Origin of the sequence: Micromonospora craterilacus (assembly GCF_003236315.1) — a bacterium.
Taxonomy (GTDB): domain Bacteria; phylum Actinomycetota; class Actinomycetes; order Mycobacteriales; family Micromonosporaceae; genus Micromonospora; species Micromonospora craterilacus.
Window position 1 is genome coordinate 1 of the sequence record NZ_POTY01000031.1, and the last position, 23950, is coordinate 23950.

Annotated in this window: 19 protein-coding genes; 7 read left to right on the plus strand and 12 right to left on the minus strand. The window is 72.7% G+C overall.

Annotated elements, in window-relative coordinates; all coding sequences use genetic code 11:
• On the minus strand, nt 1-1151 hold a 1151-nt coding region (locus C1I95_RS07650), incomplete at its 3' end, for a CocE/NonD family hydrolase (RefSeq protein WP_233513418.1).
• Between the two features lie 7 nt (nt 1152-1158).
• Nucleotides 1159-1671: a MarR family winged helix-turn-helix transcriptional regulator gene (locus tag C1I95_RS07655; RefSeq protein ID WP_111213074.1), complete on the minus strand. Its 513-nt coding sequence runs from the start codon at nt 1669-1671 to the stop codon at nt 1159-1161.
• 187 nt (nt 1672-1858) lie between these two features.
• On the opposite strand from C1I95_RS07655, the gene C1I95_RS07660 reads away from it, so the two are divergent.
• Nucleotides 1859-3940 carry an MMPL family transporter gene (locus C1I95_RS07660; protein WP_111213075.1) on the plus strand — a complete coding sequence of 694 codons (2082 nt, stop codon included), beginning with the start codon at nt 1859-1861 and terminating at the stop codon, nt 3938-3940.
• On the opposite strand, the gene C1I95_RS07665 is transcribed toward C1I95_RS07660, so the two are convergent.
• A complete protein-coding gene (locus C1I95_RS07665; RefSeq protein ID WP_233513419.1) occupies nt 3934-4842 on the minus strand; it encodes a lytic transglycosylase domain-containing protein in 909 nt (302 codons plus the stop codon). The two genes, C1I95_RS07660 and C1I95_RS07665, sit on opposite strands and share 7 nt — an antisense overlap.
• Nucleotides 4843-4933: 91 nt before the next feature.
• The gene (locus C1I95_RS07670; protein WP_111213076.1) at nt 4934-6289 is read right to left on the minus strand and encodes a DedA family protein; all 1356 of its coding nucleotides are present in this window, start codon (nt 6287-6289) and stop codon (nt 4934-4936) included.
• Between the two features lie 124 nt (nt 6290-6413).
• Between C1I95_RS07670 and typA the strand changes: the two genes are divergently transcribed.
• Together typA and C1I95_RS07680 are read left to right on the plus strand one after the other, a co-directional pair.
• A complete protein-coding gene (gene typA / locus C1I95_RS07675; protein ID WP_111213104.1) occupies nt 6414-8282 on the plus strand; it encodes a translational GTPase TypA in 1869 nt (622 codons plus the stop codon).
• A gap of 8 nt (nt 8283-8290) precedes the next feature.
• Nucleotides 8291-9190 carry a serine hydrolase gene (locus C1I95_RS07680; protein WP_111213077.1) on the plus strand — a complete coding sequence of 300 codons (900 nt, stop codon included), beginning with the start codon at nt 8291-8293 and terminating at the stop codon, nt 9188-9190.
• Here the strand turns inward: C1I95_RS07680 and C1I95_RS07685 are convergent.
• Nucleotides 9144-9941: a tyrosine-protein phosphatase gene (locus tag C1I95_RS07685; RefSeq protein ID WP_111213078.1), complete on the minus strand. Its 798-nt coding sequence runs from the start codon at nt 9939-9941 to the stop codon at nt 9144-9146. The two genes, C1I95_RS07680 and C1I95_RS07685, sit on opposite strands and share 47 nt — an antisense overlap.
• Nucleotides 9942-10054: 113 nt before the next feature.
• Between C1I95_RS07685 and C1I95_RS07690 the strand changes: the two genes are divergently transcribed.
• On the plus strand, nt 10055-11134 hold the full coding sequence (locus C1I95_RS07690) for a mandelate racemase/muconate lactonizing enzyme family protein (protein WP_111213079.1): 1080 nt from the start codon (nt 10055-10057) through the stop codon (nt 11132-11134).
• A 74-nt stretch (nt 11135-11208) separates the two neighbouring features.
• Nucleotides 11209-12129, plus strand: a complete 921-nt coding sequence (locus tag C1I95_RS07695; RefSeq protein ID WP_111213080.1) for a C40 family peptidase — start codon at nt 11209-11211, stop codon at nt 12127-12129.
• Between the two features lie 16 nt (nt 12130-12145).
• Here C1I95_RS07695 and C1I95_RS07700 read toward each other — a convergent pair whose 3' ends face one another.
• The 3 genes from C1I95_RS07700 to pnuC all read right to left on the minus strand — a co-directional run bounded on the left by C1I95_RS07700 (nt 12146) and on the right by pnuC (nt 14998).
• Entirely contained in the window at nt 12146-13141 is a 996-nt protein-coding gene (locus C1I95_RS07700; protein ID WP_111213081.1) for a TerC family protein, read from the minus strand.
• Nucleotides 13142-13256: 115 nt separating this feature from the next.
• A complete protein-coding gene (locus C1I95_RS07705) occupies nt 13257-14348 on the minus strand; it encodes an AAA family ATPase (protein ID WP_111213082.1) in 1092 nt (363 codons plus the stop codon).
• The gene (gene pnuC, locus C1I95_RS07710) at nt 14345-14998 is read right to left on the minus strand and encodes a nicotinamide riboside transporter PnuC (RefSeq protein WP_111213083.1); all 654 of its coding nucleotides are present in this window, start codon (nt 14996-14998) and stop codon (nt 14345-14347) included. Before pnuC ends, C1I95_RS07705 begins: the two co-directional genes overlap by 4 nt.
• Before the next feature lie 100 nt (nt 14999-15098).
• On the opposite strand from pnuC, the gene C1I95_RS07715 reads away from it, so the two are divergent.
• Nucleotides 15099-15392, plus strand: a complete 294-nt coding sequence (locus tag C1I95_RS07715; protein ID WP_111213084.1) for an antibiotic biosynthesis monooxygenase family protein — start codon at nt 15099-15101, stop codon at nt 15390-15392.
• A gap of 101 nt (nt 15393-15493) precedes the next feature.
• Here the strand turns inward: C1I95_RS07715 and C1I95_RS07720 are convergent, their stop codons facing one another.
• Complete coding sequence (locus C1I95_RS07720) at nt 15494-16348, minus strand: helix-turn-helix domain-containing protein (RefSeq protein WP_111213085.1); 855 nt, start codon at nt 16346-16348, stop codon at nt 15494-15496.
• Nucleotides 16349-16446: 98 nt separating this feature from the next.
• Nucleotides 16447-18555 carry an excinuclease ABC subunit UvrB gene (uvrB, locus tag C1I95_RS07725; protein WP_111213105.1) on the minus strand — a complete coding sequence of 703 codons (2109 nt, stop codon included), beginning with the start codon at nt 18553-18555 and terminating at the stop codon, nt 16447-16449.
• Nucleotides 18556-19002: 447 nt separating this feature from the next.
• Between uvrB and C1I95_RS07735 the strand changes: the two genes are divergently transcribed.
• Complete coding sequence (locus tag C1I95_RS07735; RefSeq protein WP_199523643.1) at nt 19003-20526, plus strand: hypothetical protein; 1524 nt, start codon at nt 19003-19005, stop codon at nt 20524-20526.
• A gap of 84 nt (nt 20527-20610) precedes the next feature.
• On the opposite strand, the gene coaE is transcribed toward C1I95_RS07735, so the two are convergent.
• Both coaE and rpsA read right to left on the minus strand, forming a co-directional pair.
• Nucleotides 20611-21792, minus strand: a complete 1182-nt coding sequence (gene coaE / locus C1I95_RS07740; protein ID WP_111213087.1) for a dephospho-CoA kinase — start codon at nt 21790-21792, stop codon at nt 20611-20613.
• Nucleotides 21793-22121: 329 nt separating this feature from the next.
• Nucleotides 22122-23612, minus strand: coding sequence for a 30S ribosomal protein S1 (gene rpsA, locus C1I95_RS07745; protein ID WP_111213088.1), 1491 nt, complete (start codon nt 23610-23612; stop codon nt 22122-22124).
• Nucleotides 23613-23950 lie beyond the last annotated feature (338 nt).

Sequence of the window (23950 nt, forward strand, 5' to 3'; positions counted from 1 at the left end):
GGCGGGGGCCAGTCGGGCAGGTCGCGCCAGCCGCCACCGGCGCCACCGACGTGCACTCGCACCGGGGCCTCGCGCACCCTCCCACTGCCGGCGGCGCCGTCGTCGCCGGCACGGTCGGCGTGGTCGGCGTCGCCGGCACGGTCGGCGTGGTCGGCGTCGCCGGCACGGTCGGCGTGGTCGGCCGGGTGGACGCGGTCGGTGGCGTCGGTGCCGAGGTGCGTGTCGAGCCATCGGAGCCCTTCCCGCAGGGCGGCCACGAATAGCCCGGGGCTGCCGTGGGTCCACGGCCCGACGGTCAGCCGCGGCCGGGCGCCGGTGGCCCGCAGCGCCGCGTAGTCGCGCAGCTGGGCCGGCAGGAAGATGTCGTGCCAGCCGCTGACCATCGCGACCGGGGCTTGGACCAGGTGCAGCCGCTCGTCGAAGACCCGGCTGCGCCAGTAGTCGGCCCGCGGGGTGTGGTGGCGCAGCCACTCCTGAAAGAACGGCACGGTCACCCCGGTGGCGACCCGGTCCGCCTCGATCAGCGGCAGGTGGGACAGCGCGGCGGCCAGCCGGGGCTGCCCCCGTTTGAGTTCCCACTGCCGGGCCAGCCACGGCACGGTCTGTGCCTGCAGCAGCTCCGTCCAGGTCAGCACCGTGTCCAGGGCGAACGACTCCCCCGCGTAGGTGGAGTCCCGGGTGGCCGAGGCGGTGGCCACGGCGACCATCGCCCGCAGCTCGTCGCCCGCGTCGGCCGCCAGGGCCCACTGCACGAAGCCCTGGTAGCTGGCGCCGAACATGCCGAACGCGCCGCCCCACCAAGGCTGCCGGCGCAGCCAGTCGAGGGTGTCCAGCCCGTCGTCGCGCTCGTGCACGAACGGGTCGAACGACCCGCCCGAGCCGCCGGTGCCCCGGCACGACTGGATGACCACGTGGAATCCCTGCTCGGCCGCGAGCCGGCAGAGCAGCCGCATCGGCCCGCCCCGGCCGTACGGGGTCCGGATCAGCACGGTGGGCGCGCCCGCCAGGTCCGGGGCGTAGTGGTCGGTACGCAGGGTCACCCCGTCGCGGACCCGCAGCGGGATGTCCCGGGTGACGGCGATCCTGCGGACCCGCGCCGTGGGCAGCCGCAGCGCGACGGTGGCGAGCCGGGATGTCAGCCGATCCAGCACCGGGGCCTCAGCCCGCCCGGCGCCGGGGCTCGACGCGGGCGGAGCGGACCGCGTCCCGGTGCTCCCGGATCGACGTGCTCATCGCCGTCATGAACCGGTACACCACCTCCAGCTCGTCGTCGCGGAAGCCGGCCATCACCTGGTCGGTGCGCTCGCCCAGCGGTCGGAAGAAGTCGGTGGCCAGGGCGGCGCCCCGGTCGGCGTAGTGCAGCAGGATCTTGCGCCGGTCGGTGGTGTCGCGGTCGCGCCGGATGTGCCCGGCCCGCTCCAGCCGGTCGATCAGGGCGGTGACCGAACCGGAGGAGAGGTCGAGCTGCTCACCGAGCCGCCCGGGGGTGAGTGGCTCGCCGGCCAGTTCGGCGTCCATCACCGCGATCAGCGCCTGCAGGTCGGTGGCGTTGAGGCCGTGCTGCCCGGCGAACGCGTGGCCGACGTGCTGGGCATCCCCGCAGTAGCGCCGCAGCTCGGCCGTGATCTCCGCGACCAGCAGTTCCCGGCGCGTGTCCCGTCGCCGGTACATCCCGTGAGCTGCCACGTCCCGTCGCTTCCTCCCGAGGGCTCCGGGTCGCAGCATAACCGAGCAGACCCCGATCACTTCGGGGCCGAGATTCTCGCCGAAGCAGAGCGGTTGCGCCATCTCTCTCGATGAGCGAAACTCTCGAACGTCGAGGAATCTTGGGTCGAGAGACCGGATCGGGGCCGCCGGAATGTCCGTCTTCAGCCGGGTCGCCCGCAGCCGCCGGGCCGCGTGGCTCACCGTCGTCGTGGCGATCGTCGGCGCTGCGCTCGTCTTCGGGCTACCCGTCCCCGACAACCCCGCACCGGTGTCCGCCACCGGCCTGTCCGAACGGTGGCAGTCCACCCAGGTCGAGCGGCTCCAGGACGAGCTGCCCGGCAGCGACGTCCAGCCGGCCGTCGTGGTGTTCAGCCGCGCCGACGGCGCGCCGCTCACCGACGCCGACCGCAACGCGGTCAGCACCGGCACCGCCGCCCTGGGTCGGCTCGCCGCCGGCGGTCGGGTCGCCCCACCACAGCTCTCCCCCGACGGCACGGTGGCCCTGATCGCCGTACCGCTGTCCGCCACCGGCGGTCAGGACGCGGTCGCCGGCAGCGTGACCCGGCTCCGCGCGGAACTGACGGCGCTGCCCGCGGACCTCACCGTCGAGGTCACCGGCGCGCCCGCCTTCACCACCGACCTCACCAAGGTCTTCGAGGGCGCCGACATCACCCTGCTCGCCGTCACCGCCACCGTCGTCGCGCTGCTGCTGCTCGTCACCTACCGCAGCCCACTGCTGTGGCTGGTGCCGCTCGCCATCGTGGCCGCCACCGAACAGGTCACCCTGCGCGCCCTCGACACGATCATCCCGGCGGTCGGCATCAACTTCGCCGGCGGCGCCGTCACCGGCATCGCCAGCGTCCTCGTCTTCGGCGCCGCCACCAACTACGCCCTGCTGCTCATCGCCCGCTACCGCGAGGAACTCCGCCGCGAACCGGACCGCTTCGCTGCCATGCGCGCCGCGCTGCGCCGCACCGCCGAGCCGATCCTCGCCAGCGGCGGCACCGTCATGCTCGGGGTCCTCACGCTGCTGCTGAGCGAGCAGGAGCTGAACCGGGCCCTCGCCGTGGCCTGCGCCACCGGCATCCTGCTCGCCATGGCCTCGGCCCTGCTCGTCCTGCCCGCCGCGTTGGTGATCTGCGGGCGCGGCCTGTTCTGGCCGTTCGTCCCGACGGTCGGCAGCGCCGGCCGGGAGGGCCGGATCTGGGGCCGGCTCGGCGCCGCCGTGGTCCGCCGCCCGGCGCCCGTCGCGGCGCTGGCCACCCTGCTGCTGGCCGGTCTCGCCATCGGCGGCCTGGGCATCCGCACCGGCCTGTCGGAGACCGAGCAGTTCCGGGTGCAGCCGGAGGCGGTGGCCGGGGCGCAGACCCTCGCCCGAGCCTTCCCCGCCGGCACCACCCAGCCGATCGCGGTGCTGACCACGCCCGACGCCGTACCGGCTGTCACCGCGGCCGCCACCGGCGTGCCCGGGGTCGCCTCCGCGCGCCCCGGCCCGGCCGGAGCCACCGTCGCCCAGGTCGACGTCGTCCTCGACGCCGAGCCCGGAACCGCCGCCTCCGACCGGGCCGTCGAGGCGCTGCGAGCGGCCGTCGCCGCCGTACCGGGCTCCGCCCCGCCCGCCCCGGACGGGATCGACGAGTTGCCCGGTGCCGTCGTCGGTGGCACCGTCGCCGGCACGTACGACCAGGCTTCGGCCGACGCCCGGGACCTGCGGCTCATCCTGCCGCTCATCCTGCTGCTCGTCGGCGCCGTCCTGGTCCTGCTGCTACGCGGCCTGCTCGCCCCGGTGCTGCTGGTCCTCACCGTCGTCGCGTCGTACTTCGCCAGCCTCGGCGGCGCCTGGCTGCTCTTCGACCATGTGCTCGGCTTCCCGGCGCTCGACAGCGGGGTGCCGTTGCTGGCCTTCGTCTTCCTCGTCGCGCTCGGCGTGGACTACAACATCTTCCTGGTCACCCGGGCCCGCGAGGACGCGCGTACCGCCGGCACCCGGGACGGCATGCTCTCCGCGCTGCGGGTGACCGGCGGCGTCATCACCAGCGCCGGCATCGTGCTCGCCGCGGTCTTCGCCGTCCTCGGCGTGCTGCCACTGATCACGCTGACCCAGATCGGAATCATCGTCTGCCTCGGCGTCCTGCTGGACACCCTGCTCGTCCGCACGGTCGTCGTCCCGGCCCTGGCGTTCCTGCTCGGGGAACGGTTCTGGTGGCCCGGCCGGGTCACGACCGATCAGTAGCCCAGGCAGACGCACTCCGTCATCAGCGCACGAACGTTGCGTACGTAGCTCGGGTTGGGGATGGCCAGCGGCTGCCCCTCCCGAGCGACCGCGCCGTGGCCGTAGTTGTACGCCGCGATGACCGCGTTGAGCAGGCAGGAGTTCAGCTCGCCGGAGGTGCACAGGCTGGCGTCGAGCCGGTAGTCGGAGTCGAAGTACATGTCGCCGATGTACTTGGTGAGCCAGGCCAGGTAGGTGCCGCCGAGGTAGGCGTTGTCTCGGTGGTCCCACACGTCGTAGCTCTGCCCGAACCGCTGGTTCATCCAGGTCCCGGTGTCCGGCATCACCTGCATCAGGCCGATGCCACCGTCGCAGGCGACGATGTTGGACTGCCAGCCGCTCTCCTGCCACGCGGTGGCCTTGACCAGGTTCAACGGGATGCGGATGTCCGGTGCCGAGGTCGGCCAGTAGACCCGTCCGGCCGCGTCGGTCAGCGCGGCCTTGACCTGCGCCCGGCTGGCCTGCTCGCCCTTGTAGCTCGGCTTGCAGCTGGACGGCGCCGGCTTCGGCGGCGGCGGCGGGACCTTGGTCTCCGTCGGCGGCTTCGGCACCGCCCGCGGTGCGGTGGAGGTGCGCTTGGGTTTCGGGCTCGGCTTCGCCGACGCCGACGGGGACGGCGACGCACTGGCGCTGGCACGCGGCGCGGCGCCCATCGATTCGACTGCGGCCGGGGTGGCGCTCGGCTGGCCCGGATCGTCCGACTCGGCGGGCTCCGCCGCCGTCGACTCGGCCAGCTCCTCGGGCAGCGCGACCGGGGCGGGCACCTCCCCAGCCGGGGCGTCCACTCTGGCGCATCCGCCCGCCGTCACGAGCAGCAGCCCGGCAGCGAGCGTGATGCCCAATTTTGTAGCGATCCGTCCCATGTCGACCCCCTTCGGCACTGACGAACCCGCCGACCCTAACAGCTGTCGACCGTGGCGCGGGGCCCCCGCACACCGCACCGCGGGGCCCGTCTCACCCCGCCGCCGGCGGTCCGCCGGCCGCCACGGCCCGGTCCCGGGTGGCCCAGGCGACCATGAACACCGCGGTCCACGCCGCTCCCAGCAGCACCGCGCCGACCGTACCGCTGGCGGTGCTCATCCCCAGGTAGAGCCGCGCCCCGCCGACACCGATCACGCCGACCGCGGCGGTGGTCCAGGCAGCCACCGCGACCGGCCACCGGGCCCCCCGGGACAGCAGCCAGGCCAGCGTGCACAGGCTCGCGGTCACCACCGCGTTCTGGGTGGAGAACAGCACCATCCGGCCACCGCCGGTCAGGTCGGCCACCAACGCCAGCACCACCAGCGGCACGAACGCGCCGATCGTGCCGACCACGCTGAGCAGGTCGGCGCGCCAGGGCCGGTGCCGCCAGGCCTGCACCACGGCCACCACCCCCACCACCACGATCAACGACGAGCCGCGCAGCACCGACACCGCGGCCTGCGTCGCCTCCACCGCGTCGGGCGTACGCCGCAGCGCGAACCAGCTCGCGATCGCTCCGTCGACCAGGGCGAGCCCGCTGTGCCGGACCACCGCCCGCATCGTCCAGGCGATGGCCAGCCCGACCACGAACAGCAGCAGCACCCCGGCCGCCAGGTTCGCCAGCAACGCCCAGGCCGACCCCAGCCGCAGGCTGAGCAGGAAGAACAGCAGCCCGTACCGGGCCGACAGCCAGCGCACCGGCGGCAGTCGCCCGGCCCGTGCCGCCAGCGCCCGCACCGGGTCGGGATTACGCCCCAGCCACCGGCCGGCCAGCACCACCGCCACCAGCGCCGCCACCAGCACCAGCACGGCCCCGGTCGCTCGGCCCAACAGGCGGGACACGGTGTCGTATGACTCGCCCGCCAGGTGCCCGACCAGCACCGAACCGCCCACCCAACTGACCACTCCGGCCAGGTTCCACGGCGCGAACCGGCGGTACGGCATCCCCGCCGCCCCGGCGAGCCGGGGCACCAGCGTGCGGGCGAACGCGACCCAGCGGGCGGTCAACACACCCCGACCGCCCATCCGAGCGAGCATCGCGTCGGCCCGGGCCCACCGGTGCGCTCCCACCCGGGCACCCCACCGGCTGGCCCGCAGCCGCAGCCCGTAACGCCGGCCGGAGCGGAACGCCACCGCGTCCCCCGCCACAGCTGCCAGAATCATCAGCAGCAACGCCGGACCGAGCCGCAACGTCCCGGTGTAGGTGAGGAAACCCACCAGCAGCAGGGTGGCCTCCCCGGGCGCCACCAGCCCGATGATCAGTGCGGTCTCGGCGGCGACGACCAGCGCCGCCACCAGGTAGATCAGCCCTGGCGGCAGGCTCTGCACCGAGTTCAGCAGATCGTGCATGGCGCCCCCGGATCACCCAAGCCAGACTGCCCTGCAAGTGTGACAGCGGTCTCGGTGGCGAGCTTCACCACCCGGGATGACCCCGACGCCACGCGGCAACCGCGGAGGCGGGAGGATGGATCCCATGCAGCTTCGCACCGACCTCCGCAACGTCGCCATCATCGCTCACGTCGACCACGGCAAGACCACCCTGGTCGACGCCATGTTGCGGCAGGCCGGCGCCTACGGCGCCCGGGGCGAGGTGACCGAGCGGGTGATGGACTCGATGGACCTCGAGCGGGAGAAGGGCATCACCATCCTGGCCAAGAACACCGGCGTGCGCTACCTGCCGGCGGACGGCTCCGACCCGGTCACCATCAACATCATCGACACCCCCGGCCACGCCGACTTCGGCGGTGAGGTCGAGCGCGGCCTGACCATGGTCGACGGGGTCGTACTGCTGGTCGACGCCAGCGAGGGCCCCCTGCCGCAGACCCGGTTCGTGCTCCGCAAGGCCCTCAAGGCCCGGATGCCGATCATCCTGGTGATCAACAAGGTGGACCGTCCCGACGCCCGGATCAAGGAGGTCGTCGACGACACCTACGAGCTCTTCCTCGACCTCGACGCCGACGAGGAGCAGATCGACTTCCCGATCGTGTACGCCTGCGCCCGCGACGGCATCGCCTCGCTGACCCAGCCGGCCGACGGATCGGTGCCGGACGACAGCAACAGCCTGGAGCCGCTGTTCCGCACCCTGCTGGACACCATCCCGCCGCCCGCGTACGACGAGCAGGCCCCGCTCCAGGCGCACGTCACCAACCTCGACGCCTCCCCGTTCCTCGGCCGGCTCGCGCTGTGCCGGGTCCGCCAGGGCACCATCGCCAAGGGCCAGACGGTGGCCTGGTGCCGCACCGACGGCAGCACCCAGCGGGTCCGCATCTCCGAGCTGCTGATGACCGAGGGCCTGGAGCGCAAGCCCGCCGACTCGGCCGGGCCGGGCGACATCATCGCCGTCGCGGGCATCCCCGAGATCATGATCGGCGAGACGCTCGCCGACGCGGAGCAACCCGTCCCGCTGCCGCTGATCACCGTCGACGAGCCGGCCATCTCGATGACCATCGGCACCAACAACTCGCCGCTGGTCGGCCGGGTCAAGGGCGCCAAGGTCACCGCCCGGATGGTCAAGGACCGCCTGGACAAGGAGCTCGTCGGCAACGTCTCGCTGCGGGTGCTGCCCACCGAGCGTCCGGACGCCTGGGAGGTGCAGGGCCGCGGTGAGCTGGCGCTGGCCATCCTGGTCGAGCAGATGCGCCGCGAGCAGTTCGAACTCACGGTCGGCAAGCCGCAGGTGGTCACCCGGGAGATCGACGGCAGGACCTGCGAGCCGGTGGAGCGACTCACCATCGACGCGCCGGACGAGTACCTCGGCGCGATCACCCAGCTGCTGGCCACCCGCAAGGGCCGGATGGAGCAGCTGGTCAACCACGGCACCGGCTGGATCCGGATGGAGTGGCTGGTCCCGGCCCGCGGCCTGATCGGCTTCCGCACCGAGTTCCTCACCGAGACCCGGGGCACCGGCATCCTGCACCACGTCTTCGAGTCGTACGAGCCGTGGTTCGGCGAGCTGCGGACCCGCAACAACGGTTCGCTGGTCGCCGACCGGTCCGGCGCGGTCACCGCGTTCGCGATGACCAACCTCCAGGAGCGCGGCCAGCTCTTCATCGAGCCCGGCACCGAGGTGTACGAGGGCATGATCGTCGGGGAGAACTCCCGCTCCGACGACATGGACGTGAACATCACCAAGGAGAAGAAGCTCACCAACATGCGCTCCTCCACCGCCGACGAGACGGAGAAGCTGATCCCGCCGCGGAAGCTGTCCCTGGAGCAGGCGCTGGAGTTCTGCCGCGAGGACGAGTGCGTCGAGGTCACCCCGGCCGCCGTACGCATCCGCAAGGTCGTGCTCGACCAGACCCAGCGGGCCCGTACCGCCGCCCGCCGCAAGCACGCCGGCTGACCCACCGGATGGGCTGGGACGACCTCGACGCGCGGCTGGACCGGGAGTCCGGCACGGTCTCGGTGTACGCGGGGCGGCTCGCCGCCCCGCCCGCCTGGACCCGGCACGTCGAGGTCACCCACTACGCGGCGAGCACGATGAAACTGGCCGTGCTCGCCGCGCTGCACCGCGCCGCCGAGGCGGGCCGCCTCGACCCGGACGCCCCGGTCGAGATCCGGAACCGGTTCACCTCGGCCCGGCCGGACGCGCCCCCGTTCTCCTGCACCCGTCAGGAGGACAACGACGCCGCCGTGTGGGACCGGCTCGGGGGCCGCGCCCCGCTGCGCTGGCTCGCCGAACGGATGATCGTGCGATCCAGCAACCTCGCCACCAACCTGGTCATCGAACACGTCGGTCTGCCCGCCGTGGCCGAGGTCTGGGCCCGGGCCGGCGCCCGGCACAGCGTCACCGGACGGGGCATCGAGGACTTCGCCGCCCGCGAGGCGGGCATCACCAACCTGGTCACCGCCGGCGACCTGGCCGCCCTGCTCGGCGCCGTCGCCACCGGCGCCAGCCGCCCCGGACCGATCGCCACACCGGCCGGCTGCGCCGCGATGCTCGACGTGCTCTGCGCCCAACAGATCCGCCAGGACGTCGCCGAGGGGCTGCCCGCCGGCGTCCGCCTCGCGCACAAGAACGGCTGGGTACGCGGCGTGCGGCACGGCGCGGCGGTGGTCTTCCCCGACGACGCCGACCCGTACCTGCTCGTCGTGTGCACCACCATCCCGCTCGCCGACGGCCAGCCCAGTGGCCGGGCCGACGCCGACGCGCGCCGGTTGGCGGCCGACATCTCCGCCCGGGTCTGGCAGGCCCGCCACGACCTCACTCCAGCAGGTTCGCCCGCAACGCCGCCACCAACCGGTCGGTGACCCCCAGCCCGTCGCGCAGGTACGCCCCGAACGACCCGTGCACCCGCCGCACCTCCGCGTACCCGGCGTCGAGGTACTCCGGGCGGACCTCCAGCACCGGCCGGACCGCCGCCTCGTCCAGCCCGGGGTGATGTCGCCGCATCGCCTCGATGAGCACCTCGCGCAGGCTCGCGGTCAGCGGATTGTTGGCCAGGTAGTCGGCCCGGATCGCGGCCTCGTCCACGCCCAGCGCGTGCAGCAGCACCACAGTCAGCCAGCCGGTGCGATCCTTGCCCGCCGAGCAGTGGTAGACCAGCGGCAGGTTGCTCCCGTCGGCCGCCAACCGCACCGCCGTGGCGAACCCCTCCAGGGCCGAGTCCCCGGTGACGAACCAGCGGTAGATCGCCGCCATCGCCGCAGGCGTGCCCTGCCGCGCCAGCTCCGCGTACGCGCCCAGGTCGTGGCCGAGCAGCACCGCCGAGACGTAGGTGAAGACCGGATGCGCCGGGTCGTGCACCGGCAGGTGCACCAACCGCGGCTCGCCGGGCAGCCGGTCCGGCGGGGCCACCGACACCTCCGAGTGGGCCCGCAGGTCCACCACACAGGCCGGGCCCAGCTTGGCCAGCACGGGCAGATCCTCGTCGATCAGCCGACCCAACGCGGGGGTACGGATCAGCCGTCCGGCCCGCACCCGGCGCCCCTGAGCACCGATCATTCCACCCAGGTCCCGCGCGTTCGGCGCACCCACGAGCTGCCACTCACGCTCGCTCATGCCAGCACTCCGCTGCGCTCCGTGCCGGCACTTTCCCGGCGCTGATGATTCGCTCGCTGACGCTCGCTCATCGCATCTCCCCCTGCCGTTGCCGCGCCTATAGATTGCCGCACATGACGATCGCCGCGGTACGCACCCATCGCCTCACCGCCCCCTTACACACCCCGTTCGTCACCGCACTGCGCCGGGCGACCACGGTGGACACCCTGGTGGTGGAGGTGGTCGACGCCGACGGTCGCTCCGGTTTCGGCGAGGCCCCGCAGGTCTGGCAGGTGACCGGGGCCTCCGTGGCCGGGGCCGAGGCGTGCGTACGCGAACTGCTCGCCCCGACGCTGACCGGCCGGGACCCGGACGACCTGACGGCCCGCTGCGCCGAGGTGCGGCGGGCGGTCGCCGGCAACGAGGCCGCCCGGTGCGCCGTCGATGTCGCCCTGCACGATCTGGCCGCCCGACGCCTCGGCGTACCGCTGGTCCGGCTGCTCGGCGGCACCCGCCTGCGGGTGCCCACGGACATCACCCTCGCCGCCGGCGACGCGACCGAGGTCGCGGCGGCGGCCCGCCGTCGCCAAGCCGAGGGTTTCGGCGTACTCAAGGTGAAGGTCGGCACCGACGCCGCCGGCGACCTGGACCGGGTCCGCGCGGTCCGCGCCGCGGTCGGCGGCGGGGCACGCATCCGGCTGGACGCCAACCAGGGCTGGACCCCACGCGAGGCGGTCCGGGTGATCCGCGGCATCGAGGACGCCGGGCTCGACGTCGAGCTGGTCGAGCAGCCGGTCGACCGGCGGGACCTGGACGGGCTGGCCTGGGTCAGCGACCGGGTGCAGACCCCGATCCTCGCCGACGAGTCGGTCTTCGACCTGCGTGACCTGGTGGAGATGATCCGCCGCCGGGCAGCCGACCTGGTCAACGTGAAGCTGGCCAAGTGCGGTGGGCTGTCCACCGCGCGGACCCTGTTGGAGGTGGCCGCCGCGCACGGCGTGGGCACCGTGGTCGGCTCGATGATGGAGAGCCAGGTGGGCATCGGCGCCGCGGCCAGCCTGGCCGCCGCTCACCCCGGCACCGCCGTCGCCGACCTCGACGCGGCCTGGTGGCTGGCCCGTTCGCCGGTCGCGGGCGGCATCCGGTACGACGCCGCGAGCGTCGTCCTGCCGGACTCCCCCGGTCTCGGCATCACCTCGATCTTCCCGAAGTAAAGATGCAGACTGAGGATTGATAGACGGCGGAAAGTTCCATAGGGTCCGGAGAAGATGGGGGTAACCGGCCGGGGGTGGGCGTGCAGCAGGGTGCGGAAGCGGTGGTCGGGGTCGCCATCGCCACCCTGTGGCGGTCCCCCAACGCGGTCCGACCGGTCGACGCCCCGGCGCTCGGCGCACCCGCCGACGTCGGGGCGTGGGTCGCCGGCCTGGACGCCGACCAGCAGGTCAGCGGCGGCGTGCTGAGCCAGCTTCTACTCGGCGAGCGGGTGCTGGTCACCGAGCTCCGCCCGGACGGCTGGGCGCACGTGGTGGCGGTCGAACAGCCGGCCGCCCGGCTCGACCCGCGCGGCTACCCGGGCTGGCTGCCGGTGGCGCAACTGGCCCCGGCCACGCCGGGCACCGAAGCCACGCCGCAACTCGTCGTCGACGCCACGGTCACCGCCCTCTACGCCACTCCGGGCGGCCAGGTCATCCTGTCCGGGGTCGTCCTGGGCACCCGGCTGGCCCCGGCGGGCCCGTCGGTCCACGGTTGGTGCCCGGTGCACACCCCCGGGCGCGCCGAGCCGCTGTGGCTGCCGGCCGCACACCTGGCACCCGTGCCGACCACGCCGCCCACCGCCGAAGAGGTGCTGACCGTGGCGACGCGGCTGGTCGACGTCGGCTACCTGTGGGGCGGCCTGTCCGCGTACGGGATCGACTGCTCGGGCCTGGTGCACCTGGTCTGGCGGCGGCTCGGAGTCACCGTGCCCCGCGACGCCGACGACCAGGCCACCGCCGCCCATCCGCTGGAACTGGGCGCGGAGCGTCCCGGAGACCTGTACAGCTTCGCCCGGCCCGGGGGCCGGATCCATCACATCGGCATCGTCACCGCCCCTCCCCGGCTGCCCGACGAGCGGCGCATGCTGCACGCCTGCCACCGGCACCGGCGGGTGCTGGCGGAACGGCTGCCGGCCGAGCGCACCGCCACCCTGGTCGGCGGCCACCGGATCTGAGGAACGCCCAGCGCCCTCAGCGCACCTCGGTCAGTTCGCGGCGACGGTCCCGGGACGACTTGATCAGGCTGGCCGCGGTCGCCACGGCCAGCGTGCCCAGGACGACCGACAGGGACAACCAGATCGGGATGTGCGGCGCCCAACCGACCGGCACACCGTGGTTGACGAACGGCAGGTTGTTCTCCGCCAACGCCTCCAGGATCAGCTTGACCCCGATGAAGCCGAGCACCACCGCCAGGCCGTAGCTCAGGTAGATCAGCCGGTCCAGCAGACCGCCCAGCAGGAAGTACAGCTGTCGCAGCCCCATCAGCGCGAAGACGTTGGCGGTGAAGACCAGGTACGGCTCGTGCGTGATGCCGAAGATCGCCGGGATGGAGTCGAGGGCGAAGATCAGATCGGTCGTGCCGATCGCGATCATGACGACGAGCATCGGGGTGAACATCCGCCGACCGCCCTCCCGGACGGTCAGCCGGGCGCCATCGTAGCCCCGGGAGATCGGCAGCGCCCGCCTGCTCCACCGGATGAGCACGTTCTCCTTGAACTCCTCCCCGGCCGAGTCGCCCTGCCGGGCCAGGTTGACCGCGGTGTAGATCAGGAAGGTGCCGAAGAGGTAGAAGACCCAGCTGAACTGCGAGATCAGCGCCGCGCCGGCGGCGATGAACCCACCGCGCATGACCAGCGCGAGCACGATGCCGATGAGCAGCACCTTCTGCTGATACTGCCGCGGCACCGAGAAGCGGGCCATGATGATCAGAAAGACGAAGAGGTTGTCCACGGAGAGGCTGTACTCGGTCAGCCAGCCGGTGTAGAACTGCCCCGCCACGCTCGCCCCGGCGGTGAGCCAGAGCCCGGCGCCGAAGAGCAGGGCCAACCCCACGTAGAAGGTGACCCAGAGGCTCGACTCCCGCACGCTCGGCTCGTGCGGACGGCGCCCGATGATGAGCAGGTCCGCCAGGAGCACCACGGTCAGGGCGACGAGCGTAACCGCCCACACCAGTCCGGACACGTTCACAGTCTCATTCCTCCGGCAGGCACCCAGCAACCGGCACACCGTACGCCTCGGCGACAGCGGGCGATACGCCGGTGACGCCAAGACGGCCGCCACCTTCGCTAAGTTTCCTAGGAGGCTAGGTGGACGGCCTCGGCGCGGTGGGATCGATCAGCGGGTCCGCGAGCGACCACCCCGCCGCCATCAATGCGTCGCAGGCGGCCACCGCCCGAGCCAACCGCCGCTCGTACGACCCGGACAGCTCGACCACCGGCACTCCCTGACCGGCCAGTTCGGTCCGGAACCGGTCGGTCATCCAGGCTCGCAGGTGCACCCCGTCGCGCAGCCCGTCGTCCTCGAACGGCACCCCGGCGTGGTCGGTCAACAGGTACAGCGCCAGCCGCCGGGCCGCCGCCCGCACCTCCGGCGAGGCAGAGCCGAGGTACCGCTCCTCCCACACCGCGGTGGCCCGGGTGTCGGTGTCACAGAACAGCAGCGGCCCGCTGTGCCGGGCCGCCGCGTCCTCGGCGGCCTGCTGCCCACGGACCACCTCGACGAAGTCCGCCCGGTCCCAGCTGACGTCGAAGATCGTCGCCGCCGGCCGGGCCTCGCGCAGCCGGTCCAGCTTCCGCACGGTCCACTCGCGGCCGTACTCGGGCACCCAGCGGGTGCCGTAGTGCTCGGCGAGGGCGGCGGCCATCGTGGTGGTGCCGGTGGACTCCGCGCCGACCACCACCACCCGCCGGACGAACCACGCCCGCACCGCCGGCCCGAGCCACCGCCAGTACCGCACCGGGTCCGCCCGCACGGCGGTACCGGAAACCGGCACGGCCCGCCGCTCCAGATCCACACACACGGGTACGGCCCCGAACCGCCGCGCGAGTTCCCCGCCGTACGCCTCGGAGGAGAAGACCGCGTCCACCGGATCCGGGCCGATCGCCTCGCGGAACACGGCACAGTGGGCGTCCCAGACGGCCGGGTCCGCGTAGTCGACCGGATGGTCGTCGTACCGGCCGACGACCCGCACCCACGGCGTGTCCGCGTGCTCCTCGCGCAGCCACGCCACCCGGTCGGCCAGCGGGATCGACTCCCGCCGCGACGGCGCCACCACCACGGTGACCCGGGCGCAGCGGGCGGCGGCGGCCCGGACCAGCGCGTGGTGCCCGGCGTGCGGCGGATAGAACTTGCCCACCACCAGGCCGTGCCGGAACTCCGCCCCGCGGGCGGTCATGCCGTGGCCGGCAGCGCGCCGGGCGGTACCGGCGTCGCAGTGGCGCGCTGGCGCAGGTCGGCGCGCCATGCCCGCAGCCCCAGCACGCACAGGCCCAGGAAGATCAGATAGAGCCCGGCGGTGAGATACAGGCCCTTGTAGAGGTAGAGCGGGATGTAGATCAGATCCGCGGTGATCCAGATCCACCAACTCTCCACCCGCTTGCGGGTCTGGCCGTACGTGGCCAGCAGGGACAGCGCCGTGGTCAACGCGTCCGGCAGCGGCACGGTGGAGTCGGTGGCCCGGTTCAACAACGCCCAGATGGCACCGGTCAGCACCGTCCCGGCGGCGACCAGCGCCAGCCACTCGCGGCGGCTGGTGCGGCTGACCGTCAGCCGGCTGCGTTGCTCGCCGCCGAACAGCCAGTGCCACCACCCGTACAGGCCCAGACCGACGTACACGAGTTGCAGGCCGGCGTCGGCGTAGAGCCCGGCAGTCCAGAACAGCAGCATCAACAGCAGCACGTTGGCGATGCCGACGGGCCAGTTCGCGATCCGCTGTCGGGCCACCAGCCAGACATTGAGCACCCCGGTGCCGAAGCCCAGCAGCTCCGCCCAGGTGATGCCGGCACCGGCCACGGTGAACGCCGTCCCGGTGAGCCAGTCGATCATCGCCGCTCCCTCCCGTCGGCCACCCTAAGGGCCGGTGCCGACGGTGGGAACAGCTACCGTGCCGGGGTCTGGCCGGCCACGGCATGGCAGGCTACGGGGCATGGTGCTTGAGGTCGCGCTCATCGACGTGGTTCCTGGCAACGAGGATGCCTTCGCCGCCGCGTACGCGGATGGGCACAAGGTGCTCGCCGACACCCCCGGCTGCCGTTCGGTACGGATGACCCGGGGCGTCGAGTCCCCGTCCCGCTTCGTGCTGCTGGTCGAGTGGGACTCGGTCGAGGCGCACGAGGAGAACTTCCGCGCCACCGAACGGTTCGTCCGGTGGCGGGAGCTGATCGGCCCGCACTTCGCCGCACCGCCCCGGGTCGAGCACTTCGTCGACGTCACGGCCTGACACCGGAGAAACTGTCACACCGTCGGCCTATCCTGCGCCTCGCGTCGGCACCGGTCCCGACGGCTACGGGGGCGCCGGGCCCGGTACCGACGCGGAAGCGGTCACTCGTCGAGCCGGCCGGCCAGCACCCGCGCCGTCTCGTCCTCCGGCAGCGCCGCCGCCAACAGACATCCGGCCATCCGCTCGTACCGGTCGACGTCGGTCGCGGTGGTCAGCCGGACGTCCGCGGTCAGCGCCTCCAGCATCACCGTCCGAGGGTCCGCCGGATCCGGGAACGAGTAGCAGGAGAACGGCGTCAGCGGCGCCGGAGCCCGCCCGGCCCCGGCCGGCAGCAGCCGGATCGCCACGTGCGGCAACGCGGCCAGGTCGAGCAGGTGCCGCAGTTGGCCGCGCCAGACCTCCACCGGGTCACCGGCGGGCTCGCAGGCCGCCTCGGTGATCAGTGCCGTGTAGCGGGGCGGATCGACCCGCCGCAGCACCGCGTGCCGGGCGGCGCGGGCCCGCAGGTCGGCCTCCACGTCCACCCCCGGGTCGAGCAGCTGCCCGGCGGCGATGCGCAGGCGGGCGTACTCCGGGGTCTGCAATAGGCCGGGCACGACGGCCGGCTGGTACTCGACGATGCCCGCCGCTCCGGCTTCGAGCTCGGCGTACGTGCGCTGCCGCTCGCCCATCTCGCCCAGCGACTTCCACCAGCCCCGACTGGTCGCGGCGTCGCGGGCGATGACGATCAGCGCGTCCCGCTGCGCCGACGGCACCTGGTAGACGTCGAGCAGGTCGAGCACGTCGGCCAGATCCGGGCGGCTCTGCCCCAACTCGATGCGGGACAGCTTCGACGTGGACGCCCAACCGAGCCGCTCACACACCTGTTCCAGCGTCAGCGCCTCTCGCCGCCGGAGCTGGCGCAGCTCGGCGCCGAGTCGCGCGCGTCGAATGACCGGACTCGTTGGCAACGGCATTCCCGCCTCCCCACCGAGGGAGATTACGCACGGCGATCACCCAGCGCAATAGGACGCTCGCATTCCGCAATCCCCCGCACCTGGGAGGTGAGCCCGACTCACCGCACCCCGGCCGCGTCCATCCCCCGCAGCTCCTTCTTCAGATCGGCGACCTCGTCGCGGATCCGGGCGGCCAACTCGAACTGAAGCTCCCGCGCGGCGGCGAGCATCTGGTCGTTGAGCTCCTGGATGAGCTGCGCCAACTCGGCCCGGGCCATCCCCTCCCGGGCCGGGGTGCCGGTGCCGGCCCGGACGCGACTACGGGTCTCCTTGACCGGGGCCTTGCCGCGGGACAGCTGCCGTACCGCCCCGCCCACCCGGGTCGCCTCGGTGTCCTCAGCCTCGCGGTAGATGTCGTCGAGGATGTCGTGGATCTTCTTCCGCAGCGGCTCGGGACTGATGCCGTGCGCCTCGTTGTGCGCGGTCTGCTTGGCCCGCCGCCGGTTGGTCTCCTCGATCGCGTCCGCCATCGACGGCGTGATCTTGTCGGCGTACATGTGCACCTGGCCGGAGACGTTACGGGCCGCCCGGCCAATGGTCTGGATCAGCGACCGGCCGCTGCGCAGGAAGCCCTCCTTGTCCGCGTCGAGGATCGCCACCAGGGACACCTCCGGCAGGTCGAGGCCCTCCCGCAGCAGGTTGATGCCGACCAGCACGTCGTAGTCGCCTCGGCGCAGCTCACGCAGCAACTCCACCCGGCGCAGCGTGTCGACCTCGGAGTGCAGGTAGCGCACCCGGATGCCGTTCTCCAGGAGGTAGTCCGACAGGTCCTCGGCCATCTTCTTGGTCAGCGTGGTGACCAGCACCCGCTCGTCCCGCTCCGTACGCAGCTTGATCTCGTGCATCAGGTCGTCGATCTGGCCCTTGGTCGGCTTGACGACGACCTCCGGGTCGACCAGGCCGGTCGGGCGGATCACCTGCTCGACGAACTCGCCCTGGGCGTGCTCCAGCTCCCACGGGCCGGGGGTGGCCGACAGGAAGACCATCTGGCCGACCCGCTCCAGGAACTCGTCGAACCGCAGCGGCCGGTTGTCGGCGGCACTGGGCAGCCGGAAGCCGTGGTCGATCAGCATCCGCTTGCGGGAGGCGTCGCCCTCGTACATGCCACCGATCTGCGGGATGGTCACGTGCGACTCGTCGACCACGGTGAGGAAGTCGTCGGGGAAGTAGTCGAGCAGGCAGTGCGGCGGGCTGCCGGGCAACCGGCCGTCGATGTGCATCGAGTAGTTCTCGATGCCGGAGCAGAAACCGACCTGCCGCATCATCTCGATGTCGTAGGTGGTGCGCATCCGCAGCCGCTGCGCCTCCAGCAGCTTGCCCTGGCGCTCCAGCTCGGCCAGCCGCTCGCCCAGCTCGGTCTCGATGTCGCGGACGGCCCGCTCCATCCGCTGCGGACCGGCCGCATAGTGTGTCGCCGGGAAGATCAGCAGGTGGTCGACCTCACGCACCACGTCGCCGGTGAGCGGGTTGAGGTAGTAGAGCTTCTCCACCTCGTCGCCGAACAGCTCGATACGCACGGCGAGTTCCTCGTACGCCGGGATGATCTCCAGCGTGTCGCCGCGGACCCGGAACGTGCCCCGCTGGAAAGCCATGTCGTTGCGGGTGTACTGGATGTCGACCAGCCGACGCAGCAGCTGGTCGCGGTCCAGCTCCTGACCGACGGCGACCCGCACCGCCCGGTCGAGGTACTCCTCCGGGGTGCCCAGCCCGTAGATCGCGCTTACCGTGGCCACCACGACCACGTCGCGGCGGGTCAGCAGCGACATGGTCGCCGAGTGCCGGAGCCGCTCGACCTCCTCGTTGATCGAGGAATCCTTCTCGATGTAGGTGTCGGTCTGCGGGATGTACGCCTCGGGCTGGTAGTAGTCGTAGTAGGAGACGAAGTATTCCACCGCGTTGTCCGGCAGCAGCTCGCTGAACTCCTTGGCCAGCTGCGCGCAGAGCGTCTTGTTGGGGGCCAGCACCAGCGTGGGACGCTGCAACCGCTCGATCAACCAGGCCGTGGTGGCGCTCTTGCCGGTGCCGGTCGCGCCGAGCAGCACGGTGTGCCGGTCGCCGCGGCGCACCCGCCGCTCCAGATCGTCGATCGCCGCCGGCTGGTCGCCGGCCGGCTGGAACTCGCTGATGACCTGGAAGCGACCGTCGAGCCGGGGTATGTCGAGCGCCATGACCCCCACGGTACGCCCGGGGCCCGACAGTCCGTGCCGACTACGGCCGGCACCTGATCCGCTTCGATATTCGCATTGTGTGGTTCTTCTCACCCGGCTACGCTTTTGCCGTAGGCCGCTCGCGGCGGCCGACCGGGCCGGTGGTGAGCCGCACAGGCCGCGCCACCCCCGGCACAGAGGGTCGCAGCACCCGGCATGCCCGGCGTGCGCATCCGACGTGGTCGCGCTGAACGCGCAGACCGGCCGCCGCGAGCGCCGTCTCGTCACCCGATCCCGGTCCGGTCCGTTCATCCTCCCGTGGAGAGCACCTCACGACCGACACCCGGCGCCCGCGACACCGACCGTCCCGGTCCCGACGACCCGGCCGACTCTGGCCGCCCGAAAGCTCCCGGTGGTGCCACCGGCCGCCGGCACCGCACCGGGCCACGGCGACACCGGGGCGGGATAGTGCCGCCCGCGGTCCTCGGTCTCACCGGCCCCGATCCCGCGCCCGGCGAGCCAGGGCGGCGGCCCGGGATCCGGCGGGCCGGGGTGTCCCTCGGCGGGCTCGACCTCGCCGGCGGCGATCCGGCGGAGGACGAGGACCTCGCCGGAGCGACCGAGGAGGCGGGCACGGCGCGGCGCGGCACCAGCCGCCGGCGTCGGATCACCCTGACCGCGCTCGGCCTGACCGCCGTGCTCTCCGCCGTCATGCTGGTGGCCACGCTGGTCAACTGGGCACCCGACGGGCCGGCGCCGCGGGAGATGACGGCGGCCGAGCGGGAACGGGTGGCCGGCATGCGGGTCATCAACTACCGCGACCTGCGTGCCGGGCTGCACGTCACGGTAGGTGGCGGGACGGCCCGCACCGATCTCGTCGGCTGGGTCGACTGGGCCCGGCAGCTGGTCTACCTGGACGTGGGTGGGCCCGGCGCGGGTCCGCTGCGCGGTCTGGCGCAGGCCACCCCCACCGTGCTGGTGGTCCGGCCCGATCCGGCGGCGGTGCCGACGCCCGCCACGCCGCCCCTGGTACCGCCGTCCGACGGCTGGCGGCTGCCCGCCGATCGTGGACTCGACCCGCTGTTGGGCCTGATCTTCGCCCTGGCCTCCGACCGGCCGGAGCCCGCCGACGGGCCCATGGGCCGCTGGGTGGGCCGGGACCGGGTCAACGGGGAGGCGGTCGACATCCTGGAGGGGCCGTTGCCGAGCGCCGCGCCCGCCACCACCGGCTCCACGGCCCCGACCGGCGAGGGCCAGGCGGCGCGCTACTGGCTGGACCCGACCGGCCGGCTGCACCGGCTGACGGCCAACCTGCCCGGGGTCGGGCCGGTGACCGTACAGCTGAACCGGGCCGACCGGCCCACGCTCCGCCCGGTCGACGCGCTGGGCGGCCGGCCCGGCCTGCCCCGCGCCCTCAGCGCCACCGAACGGGACCGCTGGCGCCGACTGCCGGAGAGGTTGCGATCGGCCGGCGGAGCCGCCGTCACCCTGACCGCTCCGGTGTCCGCCGGCACCAACCTACGTGGCACGGGCTGGCTGAGCTGGACCTCGGGTACGGCGTACCTCGGTGTCACCGACCTCGACGCGGACGGCGCACGGACCCTGGTCCGCCGCGACCGCACCGGGTTCACCCGGATCGAGAAGACGCCAGCGGGCGGCGAGGATCTTCCGCCGATGCCCCCACCGAAGACCGGCTGGCGGGCCGACCCGCACCCCACCGACGCCCTCGATCCGCTGCTGGACGCCGCGCTGCGGACCGTCCGGGGAACCGGGCCGCAAGGCAGCATCCGGCGGGTACGCGGCGACAGCCTCGCCGGCACTCCGATCGACATCGTGGAGGTCGACACCGCCCGGGGCCCGACGCGCTACTGGGTGGACCGCAGCGGGCTGCTGCGCCGGGTGGAACTGCCGACCCGGGCCGGCGCCTGGGCACAGCTCGACCTGACCCCCGGCCCGGTGCCGCGACTGACCCCGACCGACGCGACGCGCTGACCCCGCCCGGGCACGACGCGCTGACCCCGACCGGCGCGACGCCCTGACCTCGGCCGGGCGCGACGCGCTGGGCGGTGGGTGGGGTCAGGGGCGCCAACCGGTCCGGACCGCCCACTCCTCCGCCCGCAGGTGCTCCTCGTCGAACCACGGGTCCTTCGCCGTGGCGTACGCGCCGCTGTCCGGCGCAGACGCCGCCAGTTCGCGCTTCAGCATCAGGTATGTGGCCCGACGGTCCGGGTCGGCCCGCAGGTGGTCGCGCATCAGCAGGGCGTACCGCCAGCCGGGCGAGCCGGTCACCCGGATGTGCAGATGGACCGGGCGGGCCGGGTCGGCGCTGCCGTGCAGCCGCTTCTCCCACCGGCCGGTGCCGGGCGGTCGGGGGCTGTCCCACCAGTCGCCCGCCAGCCGGGGGAAACCGGCGTCGGCGAGCCGCTCGGCCAGCGGACCGTCGGCGTCGGCCAGCGACGGCACGCTGAGCTGGATGTCGATCACGTCCTTGGCGGCCAGCCCGGTCATCGCCGTCGAGCCGATGTGGTCGATCCGCAGATCGGCCGGGGCGATCGCGTGCCGGATCCGGGCGGCCAGCCGGGCGTACTGCTGGGGCCAGGTCGAATCCGGCTCGGCCAACGTCACCCGGTGCGCCCGGACCGCCCGGCGATACCGCACGTTGGCCTCGAACGGCACCAGCCGGTCGTTCCAGAGCGCGTCGACCGCCGCGTGCAGCTGCGCCAGGGTGCCGTCGTTGCTGAGCAGCACGTCCGCCACGGCAGCCCGACTGGCGTCGTCGGCCTGGGCGGCGATCCGCCGCTGGGCGTCCGCGCGACTCATCGCGCGGTCGCGGGTCAGCCGCTCCAGTCGGGTCTCCACCGCCGTCTGCACCACGACCACCAGGTGGTACGTGGGCGCCAACCCCACCTCGACGAGCAGCGGTACGTCGTTGACCACCACCGCTTCCGTCGGTGCGGCGGCGACCAGTTCCGCGGTACGGGCCCGTACCCGGCTGTGCACGATCGCCTCCAGCCGGCGGCGGGCCGCCTCGTCGGCGAAGACCAGGTCGCCGAGGGCGGCACGGTCGAGGGCACCGTCGGCGTCGAGGACCCGCTCGGAGAAGGCGGCGACGACCTCGGCCAGCCCTTCGGTGCCGGGGGCGACCACCTCCCGCGCGACCTGGTCGGCGTCGACGAGCACGGCGCCCAGCTCGACCAGCCGCCGCGCCACGGCGCTCTTTCCCGACCCGATCCCGCCGGTCAACCCCACCCTCAGCACGTCACCCAGTCAACCCGATCATGCCGGCCCCGCCAAACGGAACCCGGCGGGCTCTCCTCCCGGCCTGCTCGATCCAGGATCGAGTGGCATCGTTGCCGCCTGGACACCACTCGATCCCAGATCGAGCACGATCATGATGCGCAGCCCGCAGGGCGAGGCGAAGCCGCAGGGCGAGGGTGGAGCCCGCAAGGCGAGGCGCAGCCCGCAAAGCGAGGTGGAACAGCGACGGCCCCGCCGCAACCCGGGATGCCGGGTCGGGCGGGGCCGTCGTCGTCAGCGACAGCTCCAGATCGTGGCGTCAGCTACGCCGGGCTGGAGTTGTCAGGCGGTCACTTGCCGCCGGCGAGCTTCTCCCGCAGAGCGGCGAGCGCCTCGTCGGTGGCCAGCGTGCCCGCGGGCTCCTCGGCCTGGCGGCTGGGGGCCGCGCTGGTCGAGGTGGTGGTGCCGCCGGTGGGTGCCGGCTGCGGGTTGGCAGCGGCCTCGGCCTCGGCGGCCCGGGAGGTCTGCACCTGCTTCTGGTGCGCCTCCCAGCGCAGCCGCGCCTCGGCGTACTGCTGCTCCCACGTCTCGCGCTGCTTGTCGTACCCCTCGAGCCACTCGCCCGTCTCCGGGTCGAAGCCCTCCGGGTAGATGTAGTTGCCCTCGTTGTCGTAGGTCGCGGCCATGCCGTAGAGGGTCGGGTCGAAGTGCTCCTCGCCCTCGACGAAGCCCTCGTTGGCCTGCTTGAGCGACAGCGAGATCCGGCGACGCTCCAGGTCGATGTCGATGACCTTGACCATGACCTCGGAGCCGACCTGGACGACCTGCTCCGGGATCTCCACGTGACGCTCGGCCAGCTCGGAGATGTGGACCAGGCCCTCAATGCCGTCGTCCACCCGGACGAAGGCGCCGAACGGCACCAGCTTGGTGACCTTACCCGGCACGATCTGCTGGATCGCGTGGGTGCGGGCGAACTGCCGCCACGGGTCCTCCTGGGTCGCCTTCAGCGACAGCGAGACCCGCTCGCGGTCCAGGTCGACGTCCAGGACCTCGACCTCGACCTCCTGGCCCACCTCGACGACCTCGGACGGGTGGTCGATGTGCTTCCAGGACAGCTCGGAGACGTGCACCAGACCGTCCACGCCGCCGAGGTCGACGAACGCGCCGAAGTTGACGATCGAGGAGACGACGCCCTTGCGGACCTGCCCCTTCTGGAGCTTGTTGAGGAACTCGGTGCGCACCTCGGACTGCGTCTGCTCCAGCCAGGCCCGGCGGGACAGAACCACGTTGTTGCGGTTCTTGTCCAGCTCGATGATCTTGGCTTCCAGCTCGCGGCCCACGTACGGCTGCAGGTCACGCACCCGCCGCATCTCGACCAGGGAGGCGGGCAGGAAGCCGCGCAGCCCGATGTCGAGGATGAGGCCACCCTTGACCACCTCGATGACCGAACCGCGGACGACGCCGTCCTCGTCCTTGATCTTCTCGATCGTGCCCCAGGCCCGCTCGTACTGCGCCCGCTTCTTGGAGAGGATCAGCCGACCCTCCTTGTCCTCCTTCTGGAGGACAAGGGCCTCGATGTGGTCGCCCACCGAGACGACCTCTGCCGGGTCCACGTCGTGCTTGATCGACAACTCACGAGAGGGGATGACGCCCTCGGTCTTGTAGCCGATGTCGAGCAGGACCTCGTCCCGATCGACCTTGACGACGGTGCCTTCGACAATGTCGCCGTCGTTGAAGTACTTGATGGTCTCGTCGATCGCGGCGAGGAAAGCCTCCTCAGAGCCGAGATCGTCGACGGTGACCCTGGTGGCGCTCGAGGGGGCCTCGATGCTGCTCGTCATGTGGGCGGTTGCTCCGGTCGGATGGTGTGTCACAGCAGGCTGGTGTCGCGGTGACCTGTGCGCGCCAACGGATCCGCCGGCGGGCCCACCTGGAAATCGCTGAACGAGATCTTGATGTGACTCCGTCGACCGCGCACCTGCTCCCTGCCGAGGCACACGATCCGCGAGCGCATCCTCTAGCCTACCCGCTGCATTACCACAGCGTGCAAGCCCTCCCGTCTCCTCGCGACCTCGCCACCTGCGAAAGGGGAGATTTCATGCGGTAAGGGGCCGTGGCTGCCTCGTCCGTCACACCAGCACCATTCGTCCCGGTGGTGCGGCGCGGCTCCGGGCAACCG